The following is a 23,347-nucleotide window of genomic DNA, read 5'->3' as shown; positions in this document are numbered from 1 at the left end:
GTTCTTGTCTTTCTTGCAGTGGTGTCTGTTCTTTCCTCTTCTTCTCCCCCTTCCCTTACGTTCTCACCTTTTATTTCATCGTTCTCCACCAGATTCATCCCCCTTTATGGCCCATAAGTATTCTGGGTTATCTGCCAGTATCACTCTGGATTCTCTACCAGGATCATCTCGTATTGCCTTGTGGTTCGCATCGGGACTTTGCCTTGAATTGCCGAACTATTCCCCTCGAATTGACGCTGGAAGTCACTGGACCAAACACACAGGTTTTCTTACATAAATCTCGCAAATACTGCATATTGAAATTTGAAAGCCCAAAAGGCTGATGATTCGTTGACCGCAGCCAAGGCGGCTCATAGATTGAAGACGTACCATCAACGACAAGTCGCAAGGGACGCCGCTGCACCTCCTGGCTATCTGATCCCACCAGGTACGTGCAAACAGCATCGCCCGACACAATAACGATAAAGTGGAAACTGCTATGAAAACCCTCAAGCCCGCTCTGTTGCTCCCGCTGCTCGCACTGCTCCCGGCCACCCAGTCAATGGCCACCGAACTGCGCATGCTGTCCAGTTACGACCAGACCACCGCCTATTCCCGTGAAATCGCCCAGCGCTTCATCAAGGAAGTCGAAGCCAATGACGCCGCCGACCTCACCATCCAGCTGACCGGCCCGGACGTCGTGCCGCCCTTCGAGCAGCTGCAGCCCGTCGCGGCCGGTGTCTTCCAGCTGCTCTACACCCACGCCGCCTATCACACCAACACCACTGGCGTTGGCGCGGCGATGGATGGCGTGGCGGTGAATCCGGAACAGACGCGTGAATCCGGCCTGTGGGACATGGTCGATGAGCACTACAACGGCCTGGGCCTCAAGCTGATCGCCATTCCGCCGCTGGGCAGCCACGGTTTCCAGTACGTGCTGAAGGAGCCGATCACCGGCACGCCGGGTCTGGACGGTCGTCGTCTGCGCGGCAGCCCCACCTATACCAATGTCACCAAGGGGCTGGGCGGTACGCCGGTGCTGATGTCCAGTGGCGATGTCTATTCCGCGATGGACCGTGGCGTGATCGACGGCGCGGCCTGGGGCCTGAACGGCGTCAAGGACATGGGCTGGCAGGAAGTCGCCGGCTACTACTCCAAGCCGACCTTCGGTCAGACCTACAACTTCGTGCTGATGAACTTGAACGCCTTCAACAGCCTGACCCCAGAGCAGCAGAAGGTGCTGCTTGACGAGGGCCGTCAGCTGGAGACCGAGATCGTCCCGGTGCTGGATGAACTGGCGATCGAGGAATGGAAGGCACTGAACGAGGCTGGCATGCAGGCCACCGAATTCGCCCCGGAAGACGCCGAGCGTCTGGATGCCCTGGTCACCGACGGTATCTGGCAGCTGGGCATCGACAAGTCGCCGGAAGCCGTGACCGCCATGCGCGAGCTGGCGATCGAGAAGAACCTGACCACCGTCAGCGAGTAAGGAATCCACCATGCCAACCCTGCTTGCACGTGTGCATGACGGCGTGACGCGAGCAGGCTTCCTTCTGGGCGGTGTCACCCTGTGTGGCATCGTCCTGTGCTTCTGGCTGGAAGTCATCGCGCGCTATTTCTTCAATTCGCCCACCCTGTGGTCTGGCGCGATGGTGGCCTACCTGCTGTGCCTCTCCATCTCGCTGGCCGCGCCGGAACTGGCACGTACCCATGGCCATATCGCCATCACCGTGCTGCCGGAACGCCTCAGCCCTGCCACCCGCGCCCTCTATGACCGCCTGCTGGCGCTGATCACCGGTGGCGTCTGCGCCGTGGCCGGCTGGATCTGCCTGCAGGAAAGCCTGCGTCAGTTCCAGTACCACACCACCACCGCCATGGGGCTCGATATCCCCAAGGTCTGGGTGTCCTCCTTCATCGCCTACGCGTTGATCAATGCGGCCCTCTACTTCCTGCGCCACGCCTTCACGCGCGCCGCGCCCGAGACGACCCCATCGGACGACTCCGACTCCGCCGCCTCCTCGGCGACCACCGACGCCAGAAAAGGACCCTGAGTCATGGAATGGTATTTCTCTCTGGGCCTGGCCATCGCCTTGCTGATGGGCCTGTTCGCCCTCGGCATCCCCGTCTTCGCCGCCTTCCTGACCATCAACGTGCTGGGCACGCTGTGGTTGATGGGCACCGCCGGTTTCGGCATGTTCGCCAACAGTGTCTACGACAGCATGACCTCGGAGACGCTGACCACCATCGCGCTGTTCGTGCTGATGGGGGAGCTGCTGTTCCGCTCCGGCTCCATCGATGTGATCTTCGACTCGCTGGATGCCCTGATGGGCCGCATGAAAGGCCGCCTCTACTTCTTCGTCGTCGCCCTCTCGACCCTGTTCGGTGCCCTGTCCGGCTCGGCACTGGCCGTGACCGCCATGCTCAGCCGCTCGGCGCTGCCGACCATGCAGGAGCGCGGCTATGACGACAAGCTCTCCATCGGCCTGATTCTGGGTGGGGCGAGTCTCGCGCCGATCATCCCGCCGAGCCTGTTGGTGATCATCATCGGCTCGATGGTGGATGTCTCCATCGCGCGGCTGCTGATCGCCGGTATTCTGCCGGGTATCCTGCTGGCTGCGCTGTTCATCCTCTACGTGAAGGTGCGCATCACGCTGGACCCGCGCCGTGCGCCGCCGGTCGATGAAAGCGGTGGCGGTACGGCAAAGGAGAAGCGTCGTGCCCTGATCAACATGCTGCCGTTCAGCATCATCATCTTCGCCGTGCTCGGGTTGATCCTGCTCGGTATCGCCACACCGTCCGAGTCCGCTGCCACCGGCGTGCTGGGGTCGCTGCTGGTCGCCGCCTACTACCGCAAGTTCTCCTTCAAGATGGCGGGCGAAGCGGTGATGTCGTCGCTGAAGGTCAGCACCATGATCATCCTGATCCTGGCGTGCTCGAAACTGTTCTCGCAGTTGTTGAGCTTCACCGGCGCCACCAGCGGCCTGGTGAGCAGCGTGACCGGGCTGGATCTCGATCCGGTATGGATGCTGCTGATCCTGATGCTGATTCCGCTGATCGCCTGCATGTTCATCGACCAGATCGCCTTCATGATGGTGGTGATTCCCATCTACGCGCCGCTGGTCAAGCTGTATGGCTTTGACCCGGTATGGTTCTGGACGCTATTCCTGATCAACATCTCAGTGGGCAGTCTGACCCCGCCCTTCGGCTACAACCTGTTCGCGGTGAAAGGTGCCGCCCCCGCGACCCCGATGCAGACCATCTACGCCGCCGCCTGGCCCATCGTCATCTGCTTCCTGTTCGCGATGCTGATGCTCTACTGGGTACCGGCACTCACCACCTTCCTGCCCAGCCTGATCTGACCGACCACGCCGAGAGACTTCCATGTACCAACTCAATGACATGCCAGACCAGGTCGCGCCGGAGCTGCTGGCACGGCTCACCCAGTGTGAGACGGCCACCATCGGCCACTTCCACACCCACGGCTTCGTCGAACCGGCGATTGCCTGCATGCTGCCCCAGGTACGGATTGCCGGCACCGCCGTCACCGTCTCGCTGCCACCGGAAGATGGCACCCTGCTCAACCACCTGATGCGTCTGGTGCGCCCGGGCGATGTGCTCATCGTGCATCGTCAGGGCGATCGTCACCGCGCCTGCTGGGGCGGCGTGATGACCACGGTCGCCTCACGCCTGGGCGTGGCCGGTGTGGTGATCGACGGCATGGCCACCGACGCCTTGACCATTCGCGACAAGCATTTCCCGGTGTGGAGTCGCGGGGTCGCCTCGCTCACCACCCGCTTCGCCGGAATCGGCGGCGCGCTCAACGTGCCGGTCAGCATTGGCGGCGTGGTCGTCAATCCGGGCGATGCCATCCTCGCAGACGAAAGCGGTGTCATCGCCATGGCCCCCTCAGAAGTCTCCGCCATCGCCACCCACGCCATCGAGGTCCAAGAAGCGGAAGACGTACTGCTGGCGAAGATCGCCGATGGTGCCTGCCTGCCCGACCTCACTGGCGCAAGCCAACTGATCGAGGAAGTGAACGCACGCAGCTGATCACCCCGCATGATCAGGTCGCGAGATGCTGTTTTTGAGAGAGATGCTGATTCTTTAGAGAGATGCTGAAAGCAAAAAAGGCCACCAGATTGCTCTGGTGGCCTTTCGGGTTGTGTCACAGTCAGTCTGACACGGTCAGTCCGACACGGTCAGTCCGACACGGTCAGTCTGACGCGGGCTGAGGGCTGCCCATCACTGATGGGTGATCACCGCCTCGCAGCTGACCGGGAAATTCAGCGAATTGGCGATGAAGCACAGCGCATGCGCCCGGTGGTGCAGCTCATGGGCGAGCGCGATATCGTCGCCAGCGGCCAGGGTGATCTCAGGTCGCAGCACGATGGCGGTGAAGCGGCCCGCCTCGTCAGCTGGATCGCCTTTGCCGCCACTGGTGCCTTCCCGCATCGTGCCCTCGGCGTGATCGAGATAGGTCATGACACGAATGCCGGCGTCGGCACACAGGTGCAGATACCACAGCTTGTGGCAGGCCGAGACGGAGGCCACCAGCAGGTCTTCAGGATTCCAGCGCGCGCCGTTACCCCGAAAGGCGGGGTCCGCGGAGCCTTCGAGGCTCGGCTTGCCACTGACACTGGCCACGAAATCGCGCTCATAGGCGGTGTAATGGGTGGTGCCCTCGCCGCGATTGCCGGTCCACTCGAGATCAACCGAATAAAGGTGTTGTCTGGACGTCATTGTCTGGGGGTCTCTTCACAAGGGGAGCGCGGACGCCGGCATGACGTGCCGCCTGATACTTCCGCATGATTAGTCTTCCAATCAAGGTGGGGAAGCAAGAAGTCCCCACACCCCGATGATAGGATTGGCACATTCGCACTCTGACAGGATGTCACGCATGGCGTTTGCAGCTGGACGACGGTTTACCGGGATTCCCGGGCTGGCAATCGCCGCCCTGACAGTCGGGCTCGGCCTGGGCTTATGTTTCATGACTGTCGGTGCCTCGGCACGCGCCGACGCCGCACAGTTCCGCCCCACGCCTCGGGTCATCAATACCCTGAGCAGCACCTACGGCTTCGTCATCGCTCAGGACATCACGCTGGCGCGCATCGCCGAGACCTATCCTGAACTCGCGCATGACGCTGACCTTGCCTCCGCCTACTTCGCGAATGCCTTCCCCGATATCACCACACGCCTCGCGGACAACCTCGAAAGCCTGATGGGGCGCGAGCACGCACGCGAAGTGCTCGACGGGATTCGCCGGCAGATGCAGAAGGAACTGGCCCCGCAACTGACCGCCGACAAGCTGACCACCGACTTCGCCGCCCGCTTCATCGAGGCCATCCGCCTGCGTGCCGAGGGCGAATACCTGCCCTCACCCTTCAAGGAATTCCTGCTGGCGACCAAGTACCAGATAGAGCCGGTGTACGAACTGTACGACGGCTATTTCCAGCAGTTCCACACCAAGGGCCATGCCAAGTCGCTGGGCATCAACCTTGCGCTACACCTGCCCGCCTCATGGTCTGCCGCCGAGGGTCGCCTGCCGCATATCGTGCAGAAGTGGCAGAGTCAGGCCGGTACCGGCACCGACATGATCATCCTCGAGATCTATGACCTGCATGGCGACACCGTCAGTGACGCGCAGCTCAAGGTGATGGCCTCCACCAATACGCTGGCCCAGTGGGCGCCCATCAACAGTCAGATGCTCGACTCCGGCCTGACCCGGGTGGATCACCGTCAGGCCTACTGGTTCGATATCGCCATGACACAACGACACCAGGGCATGCCCATCACCTCACAGACCCGCGAATACGGCCTCTTCCTCGATGACAAGCTGATCCGCCTGCACTGCACCAGCTACCACCCCGCCGCCGACGGCACCACCTACGCCAAGGCCAAGACAGATCTCACCGTCGAAGAAGGCTTCAGCGAGATCAAGCCGTTATGTGAAGGGGTGATGGGGAGTCTGATGGTGATGGAAACAAATTAAATTATAATTTTTATTAACTAACTATACATCAAAGCTTCTTTGCACCAAACTATTCCTAGACATCCCCCAATAATCAAACAAGCATCCTATCAATGATTTCACACCGACTGATGAATTAGAGAAATGTACAAACTCACGACTCATCGACATTTCCTCCAGTTCTTTTGCCACATAAAAAAGAGTCCTAAATACTTCGCTTTTGGAAAAATAATCCCCGAGTAAATTCGCCTCTAAAGATTCAAACTCATGATCGACCTTATGTTTTATTTGCTTGGATATGCTAGCTCCACCTTCATAAAACCGTTCTACAAGTGATAATGACATACTAATTTTATTTTCTATTCCTTCTTTACCGCTACTACCATATTGAAACCCTTCAACTATTGCCTTACGTCTTTCTTCTGGCTCTAGAAAAAGTATATCTCTTAAGAGGTAATCAACTGAAAGCGCGAAGTATGAGAGCATCAAATAAAATGAACGTAGAGCTATTTCACTATGCATATGTGAAACTAACCCTTGCTCAGCAAAGAACTGAGAATCAGACAACCATTTATTTGCATTATCGAAAGTTAGCCCAGTGGTTAATAGGCTTTTGGCACGATTTATTCTCCCTTTCCAATCACCATTTAATTTAGAGTATGTATAATTAGAAATCTCTTCAAAAAATTCTTCATCTGAGTACCTAGTTAGATTTTCTTCACTATTCTTATTCAATCTAGATATAAAATTTCTATCCAACACTAAAACATCAAGTTTTTTACCGAAATCTTTAACTTCTTTACGGCCTTCAGTAGTAGCCACAATAGCTTGATCCGCACCTACAGCTGCTTGAAGACCTTTAATCCAAAATATTCTTTCAATTGCCTGAGGAGTTTTTTTATTTTTAATATCAACTATTGTGATTTCTCTAGAAACAGATGAAGCTCTACCATACAACCATAAGTCTATATCTGTAATATCGAAATTGGCATATTTAAAAGGGACCCCGCGCACAACAAAATAACCGGCTCTATTAAAGTAATCTCTTAAATTCTCTTCAGCTCTAAACCCTTTTTTTAAATTAATCATTAGAAAATTGCTCCAGTACGCAAAGCTTGGATAACATCGTTAGTGGCTTTAGGATCACGACTCAGTTGCTGCTTCCGAATTTCTACCCTATTCGCGCTTGGCCCCTTATATCTAGTCAGAGCCATACCTGGCATGCATTCTAATGAATTTTCACTAATATCCCCTTGATTAATAGCCTGCAAGGCCAGTTCACCTACCTCTCTTTTTAATAATTTCATCATATACCCCCTTCTACCTTTCTTGCTACCGCTAAATACTCTTATTACTCCTTTAGCTTCTAAAACCTTATAGTCTTCACCTATAGCATTAACAGGCCCAACTGGCTCTCCAGAAATTAAAACTTGAAGAAGCCTATTAATCATACTTATTTTACCTCGTGGATATTCACTTCGCGTCATCCCATACGTGAGAGAACTCACAAAAGCTTTAGCCAAATCAAAAGCATCATCGACCATCGAAGAACTATATTTAGAAAACGTCGATGGTAGCGTAACGTATCCATAATCAGTCTGACTGTTACTTACTACGTTTATATCAAAATAACCCACAGCACATAGTTTATCAAAAAGAGGTACACCCAATACTTTTCTTACTTCGATTACACTCATACATGCAGTTTTTTTTAGTTCTCCATTAATACTTAACAGATTTTGATTATCTATTGGAGATAGAGTGTCAAGAACTGATTTTATCTTTTTCGGGCTACCGCTTCTAAACACATTACCGTTAAAATATATCTCCTTATCACGACCATATTTCTCACTATCAATAAAACCTATAATTTCTGAAGTCTCGAAAAACCTCTTAGTAGAAGGGGTATCAAGTCGATAGGTATCTGAGAAATATTGAAAAGCTTCTTTTTTATCGATTGGCTTGTCAGAAGCTAATTCAGAAAGTTCAATCGCTGCTAATTCTATAGGTCTAGGGTTGAAGTCTCTAAAAAAATTGGAGGTATGAATCAAAGAACTATGGGTGGTAGTACCTAATACAGATATGGAATTTTTGCTTTTATCAATAACACCTTTCTCTTCAAGCAGCCCCAGTAAAGTGGGAAGTTCAAGCCTTGAGATGTTAGCAGATCCGGCTAGAGCCTCTACCCTTATCATATCAATATCAGCTTGATCATCAGCTGAAATGGCAGAAAGCAGCATACCTGCTTTTCCCGCCATCTCAGTGCAACTATATTCATTATTAGAAGTAACTAGGCCCAACTTCTGAGTATGATGTATTAACCATGAACCCTCAATTCTTTTATCCATATCGCCATCTCCTTGTATGAATACTCAATAATGAATATTATATGCGCTTAACTCGTGGCAGCTTTTCATATGCACACATTATCTTTCTAATCTCTTTGTTATTATTTAAATCTAGCTTAGGGATCCACTCGACAAAGTTAGTTAAGACCTGTATGTTATTGATCTTCCCTGCGACTTCAAGGAAAACCTTATCGTCACTTCTATGTCTCCGATAGCCATATTCATTTAGGAAAGCAAGCAATATAAGATGAAGAACAACCAACCTATCCCACTTAAAATTATTCTCATCTAATTCGATGCCATCAAAATAATCTAATACGGGCCCTATACCAGACTCATGGTTAATATGCTTCAAAAAGATATCCATACTAACCACCTTATCTTCATTAACACATAATGCGCCATATTCTCTTAGCTTATCCGAAAAAAAATGACATGATTGCTCATAGTTATTATAATCCAACCCTTCAAAAAGGGCTGTATCTGTCATAACCCAATGTATTGCTTCGGAGTAATTTAAAAACAACAAATCTTTTTTCTCAGCCACTTTGGTATTCATAATCAGTGATTCTTGATCTACTTGGTAAATACAAGCAATCACACACATAAACCTATAAAGGGTGCTATTGTAATAGTAATTGTTGGAAGAATATTTCTTACCAACATCTAACCAACATCTATTTTTATTTGAATACATGTTAAACAACCTGTAACTCATATTGCTTGTATAACGGACCAAATAACCATGATGTCTGACTACAAATTTTCTTATTTCTCTTTTTTCTTCATATCTATAAATTACAGAGGCTGAATAAGTTATTTTGAAATAATTAATTAGCATCGTAATCGTAGCCGAAACAAAAGCTGAAATTATAACTATATCCATACTTCCTCCCTAACAAGAAAGTACAATATTAATTTGATTATACATTTTTAAGTTTCCTCACCACCGAAGGCTGGCTGATCCCTGCCCTCTTGGCTATCGCATAGGTACTGGGCAGCTCGGCTGCCATCTCGCGTAGCCACTGTGCTTCGATGCGTGCCAAGCCTTCCTTGAGCGTTTCGTTGGGGCCGAGTTTGGGTATTGGCATGGCTACCGCCCCCTCAGCGGCATGCACTGAGAGGGAATTGTCACTATGTAAGGTATCGGCAGTGGGAAAACTTTCAGTAACGCCTATTCCATTAGATTTGTCATTACTGAAGCCAAATGAATTGCCTAGTCCATTAGCGTTATTCGTGGAACAAGTGTTGAGCAGTGATTTTACTGAGTCGCTGTCGATGACATCACTGGGGGCGCTGAGCCAGGCGCGTTCCAGCCAGTTTTCCAGTTCGCGGATATTACCGAGCCAGTCCTGGCGCATGAGAACGGGCCATAGGGTAGCGTCGAGGAGTTTGCGACGACCGTGACGTTGATTGAGGCGTGAGAGGTGTTGCTCTATCAGGGCGGGAATGTCTTCGCGGCGTTCGCGCAGCGGCGGCAGGCTGACGGGGAGCACATTGATGCGGTAGTAGAGGTCGAGGCGGAATTGTCCCTGCTCCACGCGGGCGGCGAGGTCTTGATTGGTGGCGACGACCAGTCGGAAGTCGGCGCGGCGGGTGGTGGTGTCGCCCAGGCGGGTGATCATTCCGTCCTGAATCACCTTGAGCAGCTTGGTCTGGGTGGCGAGCGGCAGCTCACCGATTTCATCCAGAAACAGGGTGCCGCCTTCGGCCTGCTCCATCAGGCCCGCCTTGCCGCGATTGCCCGCGCCGGTGAAGGCACCGGCTTGATAGCCGAACATCTCGGACTCGAACAGGCTTTCGGGGATGGCGCCACAGTTCACCTCGATGAAGGGGCCGTCGGCGCGTTGGCTCCAGCGATGCAGTTGATGGGCGAAGGCCGTCTTGCCGACCCCGGATTCGCCCAGCATCAGTACCGTGGCGTTGGTGGGCGCGACCCGCTTGAGCAGCAGCGCTATCTCACGCATCACGGGGCTTTTGACCTGTAGCTCGCCCAGTTCCAGCGCGGCGTCTTCACACTCTGCCTGCTCGCGCGCGGCCTGCTCACACAGGGCACGCCCCTGCTGCTGCGCGTCATGGGTGGTCTGCTCGGCACCGGAGCGCGCACTCCCCACCGCCCCCCAATCACTTTCCCCCGCACTCCCCCCGCCCAGCTCACTGCCCCGCGAGTTGCGCCGCAGGTGATCCGTGAAGCGCTGCTGGAGCACGGCATATTCCTGCTGCAACAGTTGGATATCGGTGAGATCCATCGAGCGGCTGACCACGCACTCGAGCTTGCCCGCGACGAATACCGGATGCGCCTGCGCCACCACTCGCCGTCCAGTGGCGGTGAGCTGCATCATCTGCAGCGTTCGCCCCGTGCGCAGCACCTCCAGGCTGATGGAGGGTTTGAGCACCCCGCTGGCTTCCAGGTCATGCACGTTGGCGGCACACAGCGCCTCACGCGTCATGCCATAGACCGCCGCGGCGCCGGGGCTGACATCCAGCACCTGGCCGTCCGCGCTCACCACGAAGTAGTGATCGTGAGCGGTGTCGATGATGGTCTTGAGAATCTGGTGGTCGAGCTCTGACATGGCGGGCACCTCATGGTCGAGCCTGTGAATCGGGACGGGGCTTTCTGCGGGTCTTTCTCGCAGGTCTGTCTTGCACGTCTTTTCAAGAGGTGCTTTTGACGACAGCGCACTTCCTGACAGTGCGCTGCAAGTACTGCGCTGCAAGTACAGCGCTAAAAGACACTCTCGATGATGCCTGAATGTGATCCACAAATGAATCAGTGATCCATTTTTGAATCAGTATTGGCGCACGAGTGATCCACAAATGAATCACTCGACAACCACCTCTTTAAAAAATCCAATAAAATCAATCGACTGAAAGTTGGCATGGTTACTGCAATGCTGGGGTATGCGCCAAGGAGAATCGCCGGCTTTCATGACACCGTCCGGCCAGGCGATCAGGCGAACCATCACAATACCCCGCTCGCCGTCAGCGTATCGCGAGCGACTCAAGACCCTGGAGAGACAGATGAGCGAATTCAATCAGCCACTGGGCGGCAACGACATGCCACGTTTCGGCGGGCCGGCCACCATGATGCGCCTGCCGGCTCAGGAAACCGCGGAAGGCCTGGATGCCGCCTTCATCGGCATTCCGCTGGACATCGGTACCTCCAACCGCCCGGGCGCGCGTCTCGGCCCGCGTCAGATCCGTGATGAATCGCGCATGCTGCGCCCCTACAACATGGCCACCCGCGCCGCGCCCTTCGACAGCCTGCAGGTGGCGGACATCGGCGATGTGCCGATCAACACCTTCCACCTGCCCAAGAGCATGGACATCATCGAGAAATTCTACGATGAAGTGCTCAGCCACGATTGCGTGCCGCTCACCCTGGGCGGTGACCACACCGTCACCCTGCCGGTGCTGCGCGCCATCGCCAAGAAGCACGGCCCGGTCGGCCTGATCCACATCGATGCCCACGCCGACGTGAATGACCACATGTTCGGCGAGCCCATCGCCCACGGCACGCCGATTCGTCGCGCCCAGGAAGAAGGCCTGCTCGACAGCCACCGCGTGGTGCAGATCGGCCTGCGTGGCACCGGCTACTCCGCCGATGACTTCGACTGGTGCCGGCAGCAGGGCTTCCGCGTGGAAACCGCCGAGATGTGCTGGTTCAAGTCACTCGCCCCGCTGATGGCCGAAGTGCGAGACATGATGGGCGATCGCCCGGTGTACATCACCTTCGACATCGACGGACTGGACCCCTCCGTCGCCCCCGGTACCGGCACCGTGGAAGCCGGCGGCCTGACCATGCCCCAGGGCATGGAAATCGTGCGCGGCGCACGTGGCCTCAATATCGTCGGCGGTGACCTGATGGAAGTCTCTCCGCCCTACGACACCAGCGGCAACACCGCGCTGATGGGCGCGACCCTGCTCTACGAGATGCTCTGCGTATTGCCGGGCGTGCAACAGCGCGACTGAGTCGCACCGCACCTCCATTGCCAGTGAAAGACCCCGCCGGAGGGCGGGTCGCGTGCCAGGGGCCTGTCCCGTCTCTGGCACGTGAAGAATCCCCCGCGAAGACGGCATGTCGCATGCCGAATGACCGATCAGAGCCTGACCATTACAACAAGATCAAGGTGACCCGAATGACAACCAGCATCGACCCGACGGCGGAGCACGCACCGTCCCAGCATGACTCCGCGTCTGACTCCGCCGCGACCCCAGCGGCCCGCCCGAAGAAGGACCTGATCGCCACCCGCCCGGTGCCGCTGACGGCCAGGGGGCTGATGAAATTCCTGGTGCCGTCACTGCTCGGCGTCAGCTTCTTCCTGGTGCCGTTCAGCGTTGGCGACACCATCAACATCGGCATGGGCCTGATGGCCGATTGGCTCAAGGCCACGCTCGGCAGCGCCTTGCCCGCCATCGCCGTCGCGGTGCTGTGTCTGTCGGTGATCCTCACCGGCTTCGTCAAGCTCGCCAAGCCGAACTGGGCACGTCAGGGTGCAGCGCATGAGCTGTTCGATGTCGCACCGGTGTGGTTTGCCATGCGCGCCCTGGGCGCCATCTTCGCGCTGATGACCTACTTCCAGTGGGGGCCAGCCGCCGTCACGGCGGCCTTCACCGGCGGCGTGATGCTCAATGATCTCGCCCCTGTCCTGCTGACCTTCTTCTTCTTCGCGGCCATTCTGCTGCCGCTGCTGGTGGACTTCGGCTTCATGGAATTCATCGGCAGCCTGGTTCGCCGTCCGTTCCGCGCCATCTTCAATCTACCCGGTCGCAGTGCCATCGATGCCACCGCCTCATGGATGGGCTCCGGCACCGTCGGCGTGCTGATCACCACCCAGCAGTACGAGCAGGGCTTCTACAGCAAGCGCGAAGCGGCGGTGATCGCCACCAACTTCTCGGTGGTCTCGATTGCCTTCGCGTTGCTGGTCACCAGCTTCATGAACATCAATCACCTGTTCGTGCCCTTCTATCTGACCGTCGTCATCGCAGGGCTGATCGCCGCCGTCATCGTGCCGCGTCTGCCGCCGCTGTCGCGCAAGCGAGATGACTACCACGAGCCGGTCGGCTGCCAGATCAGTGAAGAGAACCAGAGTGACTGTGGCGTGCTGCGTTACTCACTCGGCATGGCGGTCGCGCGCGCCGAGCATGCGCCGGGCCCGCTCAAGCTGGTGAAATCGGCCGGCTTCAACGTGGCGGACATCTTCCTCGGTCTGCTGCCGGTGGTGATCGCCATCGGGACCGTGGCGCTGATGCTGGCCGAGTTCACGCCGGTCTTCACCTGGCTCTCCTACCCGATGATTCCTCTGCTGGAACTGCTGCAGATTCCCCACGCGGCAGAGGCAGCCCCGGCGACGCTAGTCGGCTTTGCCGACATGTTCCTGCCGGCGGTGCTGGCCAAGGACATCGACAGCGAACTGACCCGCTTCGTGATCGCCTGCCTGTCCCTGACCCAGTTGATCTACATGTCCGAGATCGGTGCCCTGCTGCTCAAGTCGAAGATTCCGCTCAAGATCTGGGAACTGGTGGCCATCTTCGTGCTGCGCACGCTGATCACCCTGCCGATCATCGCTGGTATCGCCCACGTCTTCGTGTTCTGAGCCGAGGCCAGCCCGCCGCAAGAGCGCTGTGCCACCACCAGCCTCCTGTGCCTGGGCTCCTGTTCCTAGGACTCCTTTTCCTCATGACTTCCGGGGGCGCCACGGCGCTCCCGTCTGCCGGATAGCCTGCCATGACCTGTGCTGAACTCCTGATCCGACTGCTGCGTGACACCTACGGCGTCGATACCGTCTTCGGTATTCCCGGCGTACATACCGTCGAACTCTACCGGGGCCTGGAGCCGGATGCTGATCCCACTGCGCGCACCATTCGCCACGTCACCCCGCGCCATGAACAGGGCGCCGGCTTCATGGCCGATGGCTATGCCCGCAGCACCGGCAAGCCCGGAGTGTGCTTCATCATCACCGGCCCGGGGATGACCAACATCACCACCGCGATGGGCCAGGCGCTGGCCGACTCCATCCCGATGCTGGTGATCTCCAGCGTCAATCGCTCCGACACCCTCGGGCGGGGCCAGGGGCGTCTGCATGAGCTGCCCAGCCAGCAGCAGCTGATCTCTGGCGTGGCGCGCTTCAGCCACACCCTGCTCGACCCGTCCGCGCTGCCGGAAGTGCTGGCCCGTGCCTTTGCGCTGTTCGAGGGTGCCCGCCCCGGCCCGGTGCATCTCGAGATTCCCATTGACCTGTTCAATGCCGAGATTCCACTGCCTGCCGGTCGTAGCACCCATGACGTCACGCGCTCACGCATCGGGCGTCTCGCGCCGGACCCGACGCTGATCGACGAGGCCGTGGCCCTTCTGACAGGCGCCGAGCGCCCGCTGGTACTGCTGGGCGGTGGCTGTGTCGCCGCGCCTGAGGCCGCGCGTCAACTGGTGGAGGCGCTGGATGCCCCCACCGTCACCACCATCAATGCCAAGGGCCTGCTCGGCGGCGCCCACCCGCTGGATCTCGGCGCCAATGCCGCACTGCCTGCGGTACGCGAGCTGGCGCGCGACGCCGATGTGGTGCTGGCGATCGGCACCGAGCTTGGCGAGACCGATTACGACGTGGTGTTCGACGATGGCTTCGTGATCGGCGGAGAGTTGATCCGCATCGATATCGACCCCGAGCAGCTGGCGCGCAATCATGCCGCCACGCTGGGTATCGTCGCCGATGCCAGCCTGGCGCTGGAGACGCTCGCCGATCGTCTGGCTGACCTCAAGGGCAACCCGAAAGGCACAGGTCGCGGCGCGCAGATCACCGCCGCCACGCTGGAAGCCCTCGCCCTGCCGACCGACCCGGCCTTCGCGCCCTACGTGCCGCTGTTCGACACCCTCCAGCAAGCGCTGCCGGAGGCCATCTGGGTCGGCGATTCCTGCGCCACGGTCTACGCGGCCAACCACCTGCTCAGCCAGCCGGCACCGCGCCGCTACTTCAATGCCTCCACCGGCTACGGCACGCTCGGCTACGGCCTGCCCGCCGCAATGGGCGCGACCCTGGGCCGCCCGGACCTGCCGGTGATCGCGCTGGTCGGCGATGGCGGCATCATGTTCACGCTGTCGGAACTCGCCTGCGCGGTAGAAGAACAGCTGCCGGTCGTCATCGTGCTGTGGCACAACCAGGGCTATGAGGAGATTCGCCGCTTCATGGACAACGCCGGCGTCACGCGTCTGGGCGTCGACATCCAGGCCCCCGACTTCCAGCTGCTGGCCCGCGGCTTCGGCTGCGCCGCCGTCGCCATCGATTCCCCCCAGGCACTGCAGGTCGCCTTGGACGAGCGCGACGCTAGCGCCCCGCTGCTGGTGGAAATCGACGCGGCCGGGTGGCAGCGCTCGATCGCCGGCTGAGTCCGATTTGGCGCATCGCATCTCTTCACAACATTGAACAATGACCGCCAGTCACCCGTATGTCACTGGCGGCAAGGAACTCCCATGTCAGCTACTTCAATGCACAAGCTCGATCAGCAGTTCATCAACAACGCGTGGGTCAAGTCCCACGGCGAGCGCCGTCTGGCGGTCACCAATCCTTTCGAGGAAACCGTCATCGCCGAGGTGACGGCGGGGGATGCGCGTGATGTACAGGCCGCTGTCACGGCGGCTGCCAATGCCTTCGAGGGCTGGCAGGCACTGAGTGGCGCCGAGCGTGCCGTCTATCTGGAGGCCTTCGCCGAGGGGCTGACATCTCGCCGGGAAGCGCTGGTGGAAATGTCGTGCCGCAACAACGGCAAGATTCGCGCCGAGGCCGAGATCGATCTCGATGACGCCATCGGCTGCTACCGCTATTACGCCGAGCAGGCACGCGCGCTGGATTCCCGTCAGGGCGAGGTGGTCGCGCATGATGTCGAAGGCTATGCGGCGCACAGCTATCAGGAGCCGGCCGGCGTGGTGGGGTTGATCACGCCGTGGAACTTCCCGCTGGTCACCAGTGCCTGGAAGGTCGCGCCGGCGCTCGCCGCGGGCTGCACCCTGGTGATCAAGCCGTCTGAAGTGACGCCGCTGCCGGAACAGGTGATGGCCGAGATCGCGCTGGAAGCCGGACTGCCGGCAGGCGTGTTCAACCTGCTGCACGGCGATGGCGAGGGCATCGGCGCGCCGCTGACGCGTCATCCGCGCATCGACAAGATCTCCTTCACCGGCAGCAATGTGGTCGGCGAGAAGGTCATGCAGGCGGCGGCCTGCGGTACGCGTGGGGTGTCACTGGAACTGGGCGGCAAGTCAGCGATCATCGTGCTGGAAGATGCCGACATCGACGACGCCGCTGACTGGGTGATGGCCGGCATCTACTTCAATGCCGGGCAGATCTGCTCCGCCACCTCGCGGCTGCTGGTGCATGAGGCCATCGCCGATGACCTGCACACCGCCCTGGCCAGTCGTATCGATGCACTGGTGCTGGGTGACCCGCTGGACGCCGCGACCCAGATGGGACCGATGACCAGCGCCCGCCAACGTGACACCGTGCTGGGCTATCTCAATGTGGCACGCGAGGAAGGCCTGACGGCGCTGCGCGATGACACCCATCGCAGCCTGCCGACCAAGGGCTATTTCGTGGCGCCGACGCTTTACACCGATGTCCCGGTGGAGAGCCGTCTGTGGCGTGAGGAGATCTTCGGGCCGGTGCTGTGCTCCCGTCGCGTGGCGGATGAGGCCGAGGCGATTCGCCTCGCCAATGACAGCGATTTCGGGCTGGTGGCCACGGTGGTCAGTGGTGATGCCAGGCGCGCCCAGCAGCTCGGCCGCCGTCTGCGTGCAGGCGTGGTGTGGTACAACAGCGAGCAGCTGCCGCTGGTACAGGCCAGCTGGGGTGGATTCAAGCGCAGCGGCATCGGCCGCGAGCTGGGCCCTTGGGGCCTGGCGGGCTATCTGGAGGTCAAGCACATCATCGGGCCGGTACTTGATTGAAAGTATTGACTGAGCGTCTTGCCTGATCAGATGACGAAAACGCCCCGCCTCGGCAATCCCCGAGGCGGGGCGTTTTCATTCACCTTTTTACTTCACCACTTTTCCTTTGCGGCTTCCCTTCACGGCTTTCCCATGAAACCAGCGCCTTCTCCTATCAGCCGGCCGCCGCCGTCTGGCTGACCCCATCCCGTGCGCAGCACTGGCCACAATGGCTGCCGTGGATGCTCAGCGCCTGCCAGGCATCGAAGGTGCTCAGATAGATCTCGCCGCCGAGATTGGTCGGCAGTTCAGAGCGCTTGAGGCGGTCCATCACCGGGCCCTTCACTTCGCTCAGATGCAGCGACACCCCGGCTGCCGTCAGGCGTTCATTGATGACCTCCAGGCTTTCCAGCGCAGAGGCATCGATCAGGTTGACCGCCTGGCAGGCCAGCACCAGATGCCTGAGCGACGGCTGCTGTGCCACCAGCGCCAGCACGGTGTCTTCCAGATAGCGCGCATTGGCGAAATACAGGCTCTCATCGATGCGCAGTATCGCCAGCTCCGGGTCGGTCTCGACCTCATGTCGCTCGACATTGCGAAAGTGCTCACTGCCCGGCACGCGTCCGACCAGCGCACTGTGCGGCTGGCTGGTGCGCTTGAGATAGAGCCCCAGTGACACGAGGATGCCGACGATGATGCCGCTCTCCACCCCCTGCACGAGGGTGATGATCAGCGTGATCATCAGGGCCGCCCCATCGCCCTTCGAGTAGCGGAAGGTGCGCCTGATCGCCGCGAGGTCGATCAGACTGCTGGTGGCGACGATGATGATGGCCGCCAGCGTCGCGCGTGGCAGCCACGCCAGCCAGTCCGTCAACCACAGACTGGCGAGCAGAATGCCGATGGCCGTGAAGGCCCCCGCCAGTGGCGTGGCGGCCCCGGCATCGAAGTTGACCACCGAGCGCGACAGCCCGCCCGAGATGGGCATGCCGCCGCTGACGCCTGCGCCCATGTTGGAGAGCCCCAGCGCGATCAGCTCCTTGTCGGGGTCGATGCGCTGACGCCGACGCGCGGCGAGGGTCTGGGCCAATGCCAGCGACTCGACAAAGCCGACCACGCTGATCAACAGTGCCGACACCAGCAGTCCCGACCAGTCATTGCTGACAAGGCTTGGCAGGCTCAGGGTGGGCAAGCCGCCGGGCACGCTGCCGACCAGTGCCATGCCCTGCTCGCCAAGCTGCAGGCCCCAGGCCAGCAGACTGGACAGGATGACGGCGAGGATCGGCGTGGTCTTGCACAGCATGCCCGCCGCGCTCTCACTCATCCCGAGGGCCATCAGGCCCTGCTTGAGATGACGACGCGCCAGCGTCAGTGCGGCCCAGCAGCCCAGCCCGAGGGCCAGTGTCGGCCAATGCACGCCGGCCCCTTGCGGCAATGACAGCCACGACTCCCCCATCTCGAGCAGATTGCCGCCACTCAGGCGCAGGCCGCTCATGGGCCCGAGCTGGCTGGCGATGATCAGGACACCGGAGGCCGTCATGAAGCCGGAGATCACCGGGTGGCTGATGAAATTCACCAGCGCCCCCAACCGCAACAGCCCCATCGCCACCAGCATGGCACCGGAGATGAGCGCCAGCAGCAGCCCAGCGGCGAGCATCTCGGGCGTCGAGAGCGCGGCACCATCGGCACCGCTCATGCCTGCGATGGCAGACGCCGTCATCAACGAGATGATCGCCACCGGCCCGACGGCCAGCGTGCTGCTGGTGCCGAACAGCGCATACAGCACCAGCGGCAACATGCTGGCATACAGGCCGACCTGCGCCGGCAGCCCCGCCAGCAGCGCATAGGCGAGTGCCTGCGGCACCAGCATGACACTGACGATCACCGCCGCCAGCAGATCTCGCCCGAGACTCTGGCGATCATACTGGGCAAGCCAACCCGCCAGCGGCAGCCAGCGGGCCAGCGCACCGCGCGAGCGGGCGTGGGTCAGCTCGGGCGGCTCAGACATCGCGTGACGCCGGACGCGCCAGCCACTCATGGCCCTTGAGCATCAGGTTCCAATAGATGAACGGCAGGCCACGTGCCTTGAGCTGCCAGGCCAGGCGCGTCGGACGGGTACCGTCATTGAGCCACTTGGGGAAGGTCGGCTGCAGCTCACCGCCGTAGCCGAATTCCGCCAGCACGATGCGTCCGTTCTCCACCGTCAGCGGGCAGGAGCCATAGCCACGATAGCCCGCCGCCAGCGAGTCGCCGGCCAGGGTCGCGAGCAGATTCTCCACCACCACCGGCGCCTGCTTGCGCACGGCCGCGGCGGTCTTGGCGTTAGAGGTGCCGCTGATATCTCCCAGACCGAAGATGTCGGGATGGGTGATGTGCTGCAGGGTCTCGGGTTCAAGCTCCAGCCAGCCAGCGGCGTTGGCAAGCCCCGAGTCCTTGATCAAGGCCGGCGCCTTCTGGGGCGGTACCACATGCAGCATGTCGAAGGACTGCTCGACGATCTGCGGCTCGCCGCCTTCCTCGGCCGCCGCCACCTCGAAGCGCGCCGTCTGCGCTTCCCCATCCACGGCGATCAGACGCTGATGGAACTGCACCTCGATGCCATAGCCCTTCACGGCCTCTTCCAGCGCAGGCACATAGGCCGGCACGCCGAACATCACGCCCCCGGCGTTGTGGAAGGTGACCTCCAGCTGACCGAGCACATCTTCACGCTGCCAGTGATCGCAGGACAGATACATCGCCTTCTGGGGGGCGCCGGCACACTTGATCGGCATCGGTGGCTGGGTGAACAGCGCACGACCGCTGCGCAGGGACTGCACCAGCTGCCAGGTGTAAGGCGCGAGATCATAGCGGTAATTGGAGGTGACGCCATTCTTGCCCAGGGTCTCTTCGAGGCCTTCGATGGCCGCCCAGTCCAGCTCAAGCCCGATGGCCACCACCAGACGCTCATAGCGAAGCTTGCGCCCATCCCCCAGCGTGACCTCATGCGCATCCGCGTCGATGCCCACCACGGACTCGCGATACCAGTGCACGCCCCTGGGCATCACCGTGGACATCGGCCGGCGAGTGGACTCCGGGGTGAAGATCCCGCCGCCGACCATCGTCCAGCCCGGCTGATAGCTGTGCTGCTCCGATGGCTCGACGATGGCGATATCCATGCCGGCCTGACGCTTGAGCAGGCTGGCTGCCACGGCAATCCCGCCGGCCCCTCCTCCCAGAACCACCACCTTGTGGGCATTGGGGGGCACCGTGACGGTCGTCTCGCCCCTGGTTGCTGGTGACGGTGATGAGGCTGAATCGCTGGCGGGATTGTTCATCCGTGACTCCTTGAAAAGAAAATGGGCATAGACACGTAAGAAGTCTACGTCATTTATTTACCTGTGCAGACGACGAGGGTCAGAAACGATTGAGCGGAATCTTGAGATAGGCCTGATCATTGGCGTCCTCAGGCGGCAGCTGGCCGGCCCGCATGTTGACCTGCACCGCCGGCAGCATCAGGCGCGGCATGCCAAGCCCGGCATCACGCTTTGTGCGCATGTCGACGAAGGCCGCTTCATCGACCCCGGTGTGCACGTGGATATTGTGCAGGCGCTGCTCCCCGACCGTGGTCTCACAGCAGAAGCCCTCGCGCCCTTCGGCGGAATAGTCGTGACACAGATACAGGCGGGTGCTGTCAGGCAGCGCCAGTACCTTGTGGATCGAGCGGTACAGGGTGCGCGCATCACCGCCGGGGAAGTCACAGCGCGCGGTGCCGTAATCGGGCATGAACAGCGTATCGCCAACGAAGACGGCGTCACCGATCACATAGCTCACGCAGGCAGGCGTATGGCCCGGCGTATGCAGCACGCGGCATTCAAGCCCGCCGATCGCCAGGCTGTCGCCCTCTTCCAGCAAGCGGTCGAACTGGCGTCCGTCACGCGCAAAACCCGCCTCGGCCGCGAAGATGTCCGCAAAGATGTCCTGCACCTCACGGATGCGTGCCCCGATCGCCAACTGACAGCCCAGCGTGTCTTTCAGATAGGCGGCGGCCGACAGGTGGTCGGCATGGACGTGGGTCTCGAGAATCCATTCCACCTCCAGCGACTCGTCCGCGATGTGAGCCAGCAGGGCATCCGCCGACTGCGTGGTGGTGCGGGCTGCGGGGTAATCGAAATCCAGTACCGGATCGATGATCGCGCAACGCCGGGAGTGCGGGTCACGCACCAGATGCGTGAAGGTATTGCTGTCTTCGTCGAAGAAGCTCTCGACATGGGGCTGCAGTGTCGGGGTTGTCATCCTTCGGCCTCCTGAGTCAATCAAGGGTGAATGGACCTCAGCCTACGCCTGTCCGAGCGCGAACGCAAAAATAGAATAACGATACAACCATTTGGAATAACGGTAGCACCTAATTGTTAACCTATTGATATCAGCCATCAAAAAAGGCACGTGACGGTGCCTCGGATATCGCCAGGCGCGCCTCTCACCCTAAGGTATAGCGGATAAACGATATCGCTCACGTTAGGCTATTATTGTCAGGTGACACGATTCACCTATACACTCTTGAACGATTAACCTCCGCGAATCGCTGTCTTTCCTTCACGCCTCATTGGATGAGCTACGCCATGCCACGCATTCTTCAATGGTCGATCACGGTCGCTCTCGCCGGCTTCCTGTTCGGCTTCGATACCGCTGTCATCTCAGGTGCGGACACCTCTCTGCAGAGCCAGTGGGGTCTCAGCGACCTCATGCACGGCCTGGTCATCATGTCGATGGCACTGTGGGGCACGGTCATCGGTGCCATCTTCGGCAACTGGCCGACAGATCACTTCGGCCGCCGCGCGACCCTGATCGGGATCGGGATCCTCTATCTGGTCTCGGCGCTGGGTTCGGCGCTGGCCACCGACCCTTATGTGTTCTCGTTCTTCCGCCTGCTGGGGGGGCTCGGTGTTGGCGCGTCCTCCGTGGCAGCACCCATCTATATCTCCGAGATCGCCCCCCGCGAGCGCCGGGGCGCGCTGGTCGGGCTCTACCAGTTCAACGTGGTATTCGGGATCGTGATCGCCTTCGTCTCCAACTACTTCATCGGCTTCATGGACGGCGAGAACTGGCGCTGGATGCTGGGGGTGGAAGCCGTGCCGGCCGCGCTCTACCTGCTGATGATCTGCAAGGTACCGCGCAGCCCGCGCTGGTTGATCCTCAAGCGCAATGACGAGGCGGCCGCCGCCGAGATCATCCGACTGATCAACCCCAAGGCCGACATCGCCGAGGAAATCGCCATCATCCGTGGCACCGAGAGCGAGGAAAGTGCCAAGCAGCACACCCGTCTGTTCGCCTGGCGCTACCGCCTGCCGATCCTGTTCGCCTTCCTGATCGCGGCCTTCAATCAGCTCTCCGGCATCAACTTCATCATCTACTACGCGCCGCGCATTCTGGCCGAGGCGCAGCTGGAATCGAGCGCCGCCCTGCTCTCGACGGCCGGAATCGGGGTCATCAATCTGGTCTTCACCATGCTGGGGATGTCACTGATCGACAAGCTGGGCCGCCGTACCCTGATCCTGATCGGCTCGGCCGGCTATCTGCTGTCGCTGTGCCTGATCGCCTGGGCCTTCCATCTCGAGGACTTCTCCGCCATGGGCGGCTATGGCGTGCCGATCCTGCTGGGCGTGTTCATCGCGGCGCATGCCATGAGTCAGGGCACGGTGATCTGGGTGTTCATCTCCGAGATCTTCCCCAACAAGGTCCGTGCCATGGGGCAGTCCTTCGGCAGCTCCGTACACTGGATCTTCGCGGCGCTGATCGCGTTGCTGATGCCCACCATCCTCAGCCAGTTCAGCGGTGGGCCGGTGTTCGCCTTCTTCGCCTTCATGATGCTGCTGCAGCTGATCTTCGTGCTGTTCTTCATGCCCGAGACCAAGGGTGTCTCGCTTGAGGAACTACAGGGCCGCCTGGTTCGTCCCACCCGACGCGAACAGGCCGCAGCGCTCGAACCCCAGAGACGCTGACCCCGCGACGGCCCGCCTTTCGGCTGACACATGCCATCCCCACGACGCCCCGCTCTGCGGGGCGTTCTCGTTGCTGCCGTCTTGATTGCGCTCTTCAGCTCCCTCTTCAGTACCTTCTTCAGTACCCTCTTCAGCCCCCTTGAGTGCCCTCTTCACTGCCCGGTTC

At 59.4% G+C, this 23,347-nt stretch carries 18 protein-coding genes; 10 read left to right on the top strand and 8 right to left on the bottom strand.

Annotation, left to right across the window (positions count from 1 at the left end; all coding sequences use genetic code 11):
- Positions 1 to 478: 478 nt before the first annotated feature.
- Genes dctP through QD228_RS07040 form a run of 4 tightly spaced genes read left to right on the top strand, consistent with a single transcriptional unit; the run spans position 479 to position 4,029 of the window.
- A complete protein-coding gene (gene dctP / locus QD228_RS07055) occupies positions 479 to 1,468 on the top strand; it encodes a TRAP transporter substrate-binding protein DctP (protein ID WP_279874901.1) in 990 nt (329 codons plus the stop codon).
- Between the two features lie 10 nt (positions 1,469 to 1,478).
- Entirely contained in the window at positions 1,479 to 2,030 is a 552-nt protein-coding gene (locus QD228_RS07050; RefSeq protein WP_279874900.1) for a TRAP transporter small permease, read from the top strand.
- Positions 2,031 to 2,033: 3 nt separating this feature from the next.
- Complete coding sequence (locus QD228_RS07045; protein WP_077376018.1) at positions 2,034 to 3,338, top strand: TRAP transporter large permease subunit; 1,305 nt, start codon at positions 2,034 to 2,036, stop codon at positions 3,336 to 3,338.
- A 22-nt stretch (positions 3,339 to 3,360) separates the two neighbouring features.
- Positions 3,361 to 4,029 (top strand): RraA family protein, encoded by a 669-nt coding sequence (locus tag QD228_RS07040; protein WP_279874899.1) that lies wholly within the window; start codon positions 3,361 to 3,363, stop codon positions 4,027 to 4,029.
- A gap of 192 nt (positions 4,030 to 4,221) precedes the next feature.
- On the opposite strand, the gene QD228_RS07035 is transcribed toward QD228_RS07040, so the two are convergent.
- Positions 4,222 to 4,719, bottom strand: a complete 498-nt coding sequence (locus tag QD228_RS07035; protein ID WP_279874898.1) for an OsmC family protein — start codon at positions 4,717 to 4,719, stop codon at positions 4,222 to 4,224.
- A gap of 157 nt (positions 4,720 to 4,876) precedes the next feature.
- Between QD228_RS07035 and QD228_RS07030 the strand changes: the two genes are divergently transcribed.
- A complete protein-coding gene (locus QD228_RS07030) occupies positions 4,877 to 5,968 on the top strand; it encodes a hypothetical protein (protein ID WP_279874897.1) in 1,092 nt (363 codons plus the stop codon).
- Between the two features lie 21 nt (positions 5,969 to 5,989).
- Here QD228_RS07030 and QD228_RS07025 read toward each other — a convergent pair whose 3' ends face one another.
- The 4 genes from QD228_RS07025 to QD228_RS07010 are packed head-to-tail and all read right to left on the bottom strand — an operon-like array spanning position 5,990 to position 10,868.
- Positions 5,990 to 7,036 (bottom strand): hypothetical protein, encoded by a 1,047-nt coding sequence (locus QD228_RS07025; RefSeq protein ID WP_279874896.1) that lies wholly within the window; start codon positions 7,034 to 7,036, stop codon positions 5,990 to 5,992.
- Positions 7,036 to 8,295 carry a hypothetical protein gene (locus QD228_RS07020; RefSeq protein ID WP_279874895.1) on the bottom strand — a complete coding sequence of 420 codons (1,260 nt, stop codon included), beginning with the start codon at positions 8,293 to 8,295 and terminating at the stop codon, positions 7,036 to 7,038. The genes QD228_RS07025 and QD228_RS07020 overlap by 1 nt, the downstream gene beginning before the upstream one ends.
- 37 nt (positions 8,296 to 8,332) lie before the next feature.
- Positions 8,333 to 9,181, bottom strand: a complete 849-nt coding sequence (locus QD228_RS07015) for a hypothetical protein (RefSeq protein ID WP_279874894.1) — start codon at positions 9,179 to 9,181, stop codon at positions 8,333 to 8,335.
- A gap of 37 nt (positions 9,182 to 9,218) precedes the next feature.
- Positions 9,219 to 10,868 (bottom strand): sigma 54-interacting transcriptional regulator, encoded by a 1,650-nt coding sequence (locus tag QD228_RS07010; protein ID WP_279874893.1) that lies wholly within the window; start codon positions 10,866 to 10,868, stop codon positions 9,219 to 9,221.
- Positions 10,869 to 11,316: 448 nt separating this feature from the next.
- Between QD228_RS07010 and speB the strand changes: the two genes are divergently transcribed.
- The 4 genes from speB (at position 11,317) to QD228_RS06990 (ending at position 17,227) form a co-directional block, all read left to right on the top strand.
- On the top strand, positions 11,317 to 12,267 hold the full coding sequence (gene speB, locus QD228_RS07005) for an agmatinase (RefSeq protein ID WP_077376000.1): 951 nt from the start codon (positions 11,317 to 11,319) through the stop codon (positions 12,265 to 12,267).
- A gap of 308 nt (positions 12,268 to 12,575) precedes the next feature.
- Entirely contained in the window at positions 12,576 to 13,892 is a 1,317-nt protein-coding gene (locus QD228_RS07000; protein ID WP_084209696.1) for a YjiH family protein, read from the top strand.
- A gap of 131 nt (positions 13,893 to 14,023) precedes the next feature.
- Entirely contained in the window at positions 14,024 to 15,676 is a 1,653-nt protein-coding gene (locus QD228_RS06995) for a 5-guanidino-2-oxopentanoate decarboxylase (protein ID WP_279874892.1), read from the top strand.
- Positions 15,677 to 15,760: 84 nt separating this feature from the next.
- The gene (locus QD228_RS06990; protein WP_279874891.1) at positions 15,761 to 17,227 is read left to right on the top strand and encodes an aldehyde dehydrogenase family protein; all 1,467 of its coding nucleotides are present in this window, start codon (positions 15,761 to 15,763) and stop codon (positions 17,225 to 17,227) included.
- A 154-nt stretch (positions 17,228 to 17,381) separates the two neighbouring features.
- On the opposite strand, the gene sulP is transcribed toward QD228_RS06990, so the two are convergent.
- From sulP to QD228_RS06975, 3 genes are all read right to left on the bottom strand, one after another.
- Positions 17,382 to 19,211 (bottom strand): sulfate permease, encoded by a 1,830-nt coding sequence (sulP, locus tag QD228_RS06985; RefSeq protein ID WP_279874890.1) that lies wholly within the window; start codon positions 19,209 to 19,211, stop codon positions 17,382 to 17,384.
- Entirely contained in the window at positions 19,204 to 20,517 is a 1,314-nt protein-coding gene (locus QD228_RS06980) for an FAD/NAD(P)-binding oxidoreductase (RefSeq protein WP_279874889.1), read from the bottom strand. The genes sulP and QD228_RS06980 overlap by 8 nt, the downstream gene beginning before the upstream one ends.
- 79 nt (positions 20,518 to 20,596) lie before the next feature.
- A complete protein-coding gene (locus QD228_RS06975) occupies positions 20,597 to 21,475 on the bottom strand; it encodes an MBL fold metallo-hydrolase (RefSeq protein ID WP_279874888.1) in 879 nt (292 codons plus the stop codon).
- Positions 21,476 to 21,708: 233 nt separating this feature from the next.
- On the opposite strand from QD228_RS06975, the gene QD228_RS06970 reads away from it, so the two are divergent.
- Complete coding sequence (locus tag QD228_RS06970) at positions 21,709 to 23,181, top strand: sugar porter family MFS transporter (RefSeq protein WP_279874887.1); 1,473 nt, start codon at positions 21,709 to 21,711, stop codon at positions 23,179 to 23,181.
- Positions 23,182 to 23,347: the final 166 nt, after the last annotated feature.

This window comes from Cobetia sp. 3AK (assembly GCF_029846335.1).
Taxonomy (GTDB): domain Bacteria; phylum Pseudomonadota; class Gammaproteobacteria; order Pseudomonadales; family Halomonadaceae; genus Cobetia; species Cobetia marina.
This window is presented reverse-complemented; position numbering and strand designations above follow the sequence as displayed.

Coding starts and splice junctions, on each gene's coding strand:
- dctP (WP_279874901.1), top strand. CDS start 479: ATGAAAACCCTCAAGCCCGCTCTGTTGCTCCCGCTGCTCGCACTGCTC.
- QD228_RS07050 (WP_279874900.1), top strand. CDS start 1,479: ATGCCAACCCTGCTTGCACGTGTGCATGACGGCGTGACGCGAGCAGGC.
- QD228_RS07045 (WP_077376018.1), top strand. CDS start 2,034: ATGGAATGGTATTTCTCTCTGGGCCTGGCCATCGCCTTGCTGATGGGC.
- QD228_RS07040 (WP_279874899.1), top strand. CDS start 3,361: ATGTACCAACTCAATGACATGCCAGACCAGGTCGCGCCGGAGCTGCTG.
- QD228_RS07035 (WP_279874898.1), bottom strand. CDS start 4,719: ATGACGTCCAGACAACACCTTTATTCGGTTGATCTCGAGTGGACCGGC.
- QD228_RS07030 (WP_279874897.1), top strand. CDS start 4,877: ATGGCGTTTGCAGCTGGACGACGGTTTACCGGGATTCCCGGGCTGGCA.
- QD228_RS07025 (WP_279874896.1), bottom strand. CDS start 7,036: ATGATTAATTTAAAAAAAGGGTTTAGAGCTGAAGAGAATTTAAGAGAT.
- QD228_RS07020 (WP_279874895.1), bottom strand. CDS start 8,295: ATGGATAAAAGAATTGAGGGTTCATGGTTAATACATCATACTCAGAAG.
- QD228_RS07015 (WP_279874894.1), bottom strand. CDS start 9,181: ATGGATATAGTTATAATTTCAGCTTTTGTTTCGGCTACGATTACGATG.
- QD228_RS07010 (WP_279874893.1), bottom strand. CDS start 10,868: ATGTCAGAGCTCGACCACCAGATTCTCAAGACCATCATCGACACCGCT.
- speB (WP_077376000.1), top strand. CDS start 11,317: ATGAGCGAATTCAATCAGCCACTGGGCGGCAACGACATGCCACGTTTC.
- QD228_RS07000 (WP_084209696.1), top strand. CDS start 12,576: ATGAAATTCCTGGTGCCGTCACTGCTCGGCGTCAGCTTCTTCCTGGTG.
- QD228_RS06995 (WP_279874892.1), top strand. CDS start 14,024: ATGACCTGTGCTGAACTCCTGATCCGACTGCTGCGTGACACCTACGGC.
- QD228_RS06990 (WP_279874891.1), top strand. CDS start 15,761: ATGTCAGCTACTTCAATGCACAAGCTCGATCAGCAGTTCATCAACAAC.
- sulP (WP_279874890.1), bottom strand. CDS start 19,211: ATGTCTGAGCCGCCCGAGCTGACCCACGCCCGCTCGCGCGGTGCGCTG.
- QD228_RS06980 (WP_279874889.1), bottom strand. CDS start 20,517: ATGAACAATCCCGCCAGCGATTCAGCCTCATCACCGTCACCAGCAACC.
- QD228_RS06975 (WP_279874888.1), bottom strand. CDS start 21,475: ATGACAACCCCGACACTGCAGCCCCATGTCGAGAGCTTCTTCGACGAA.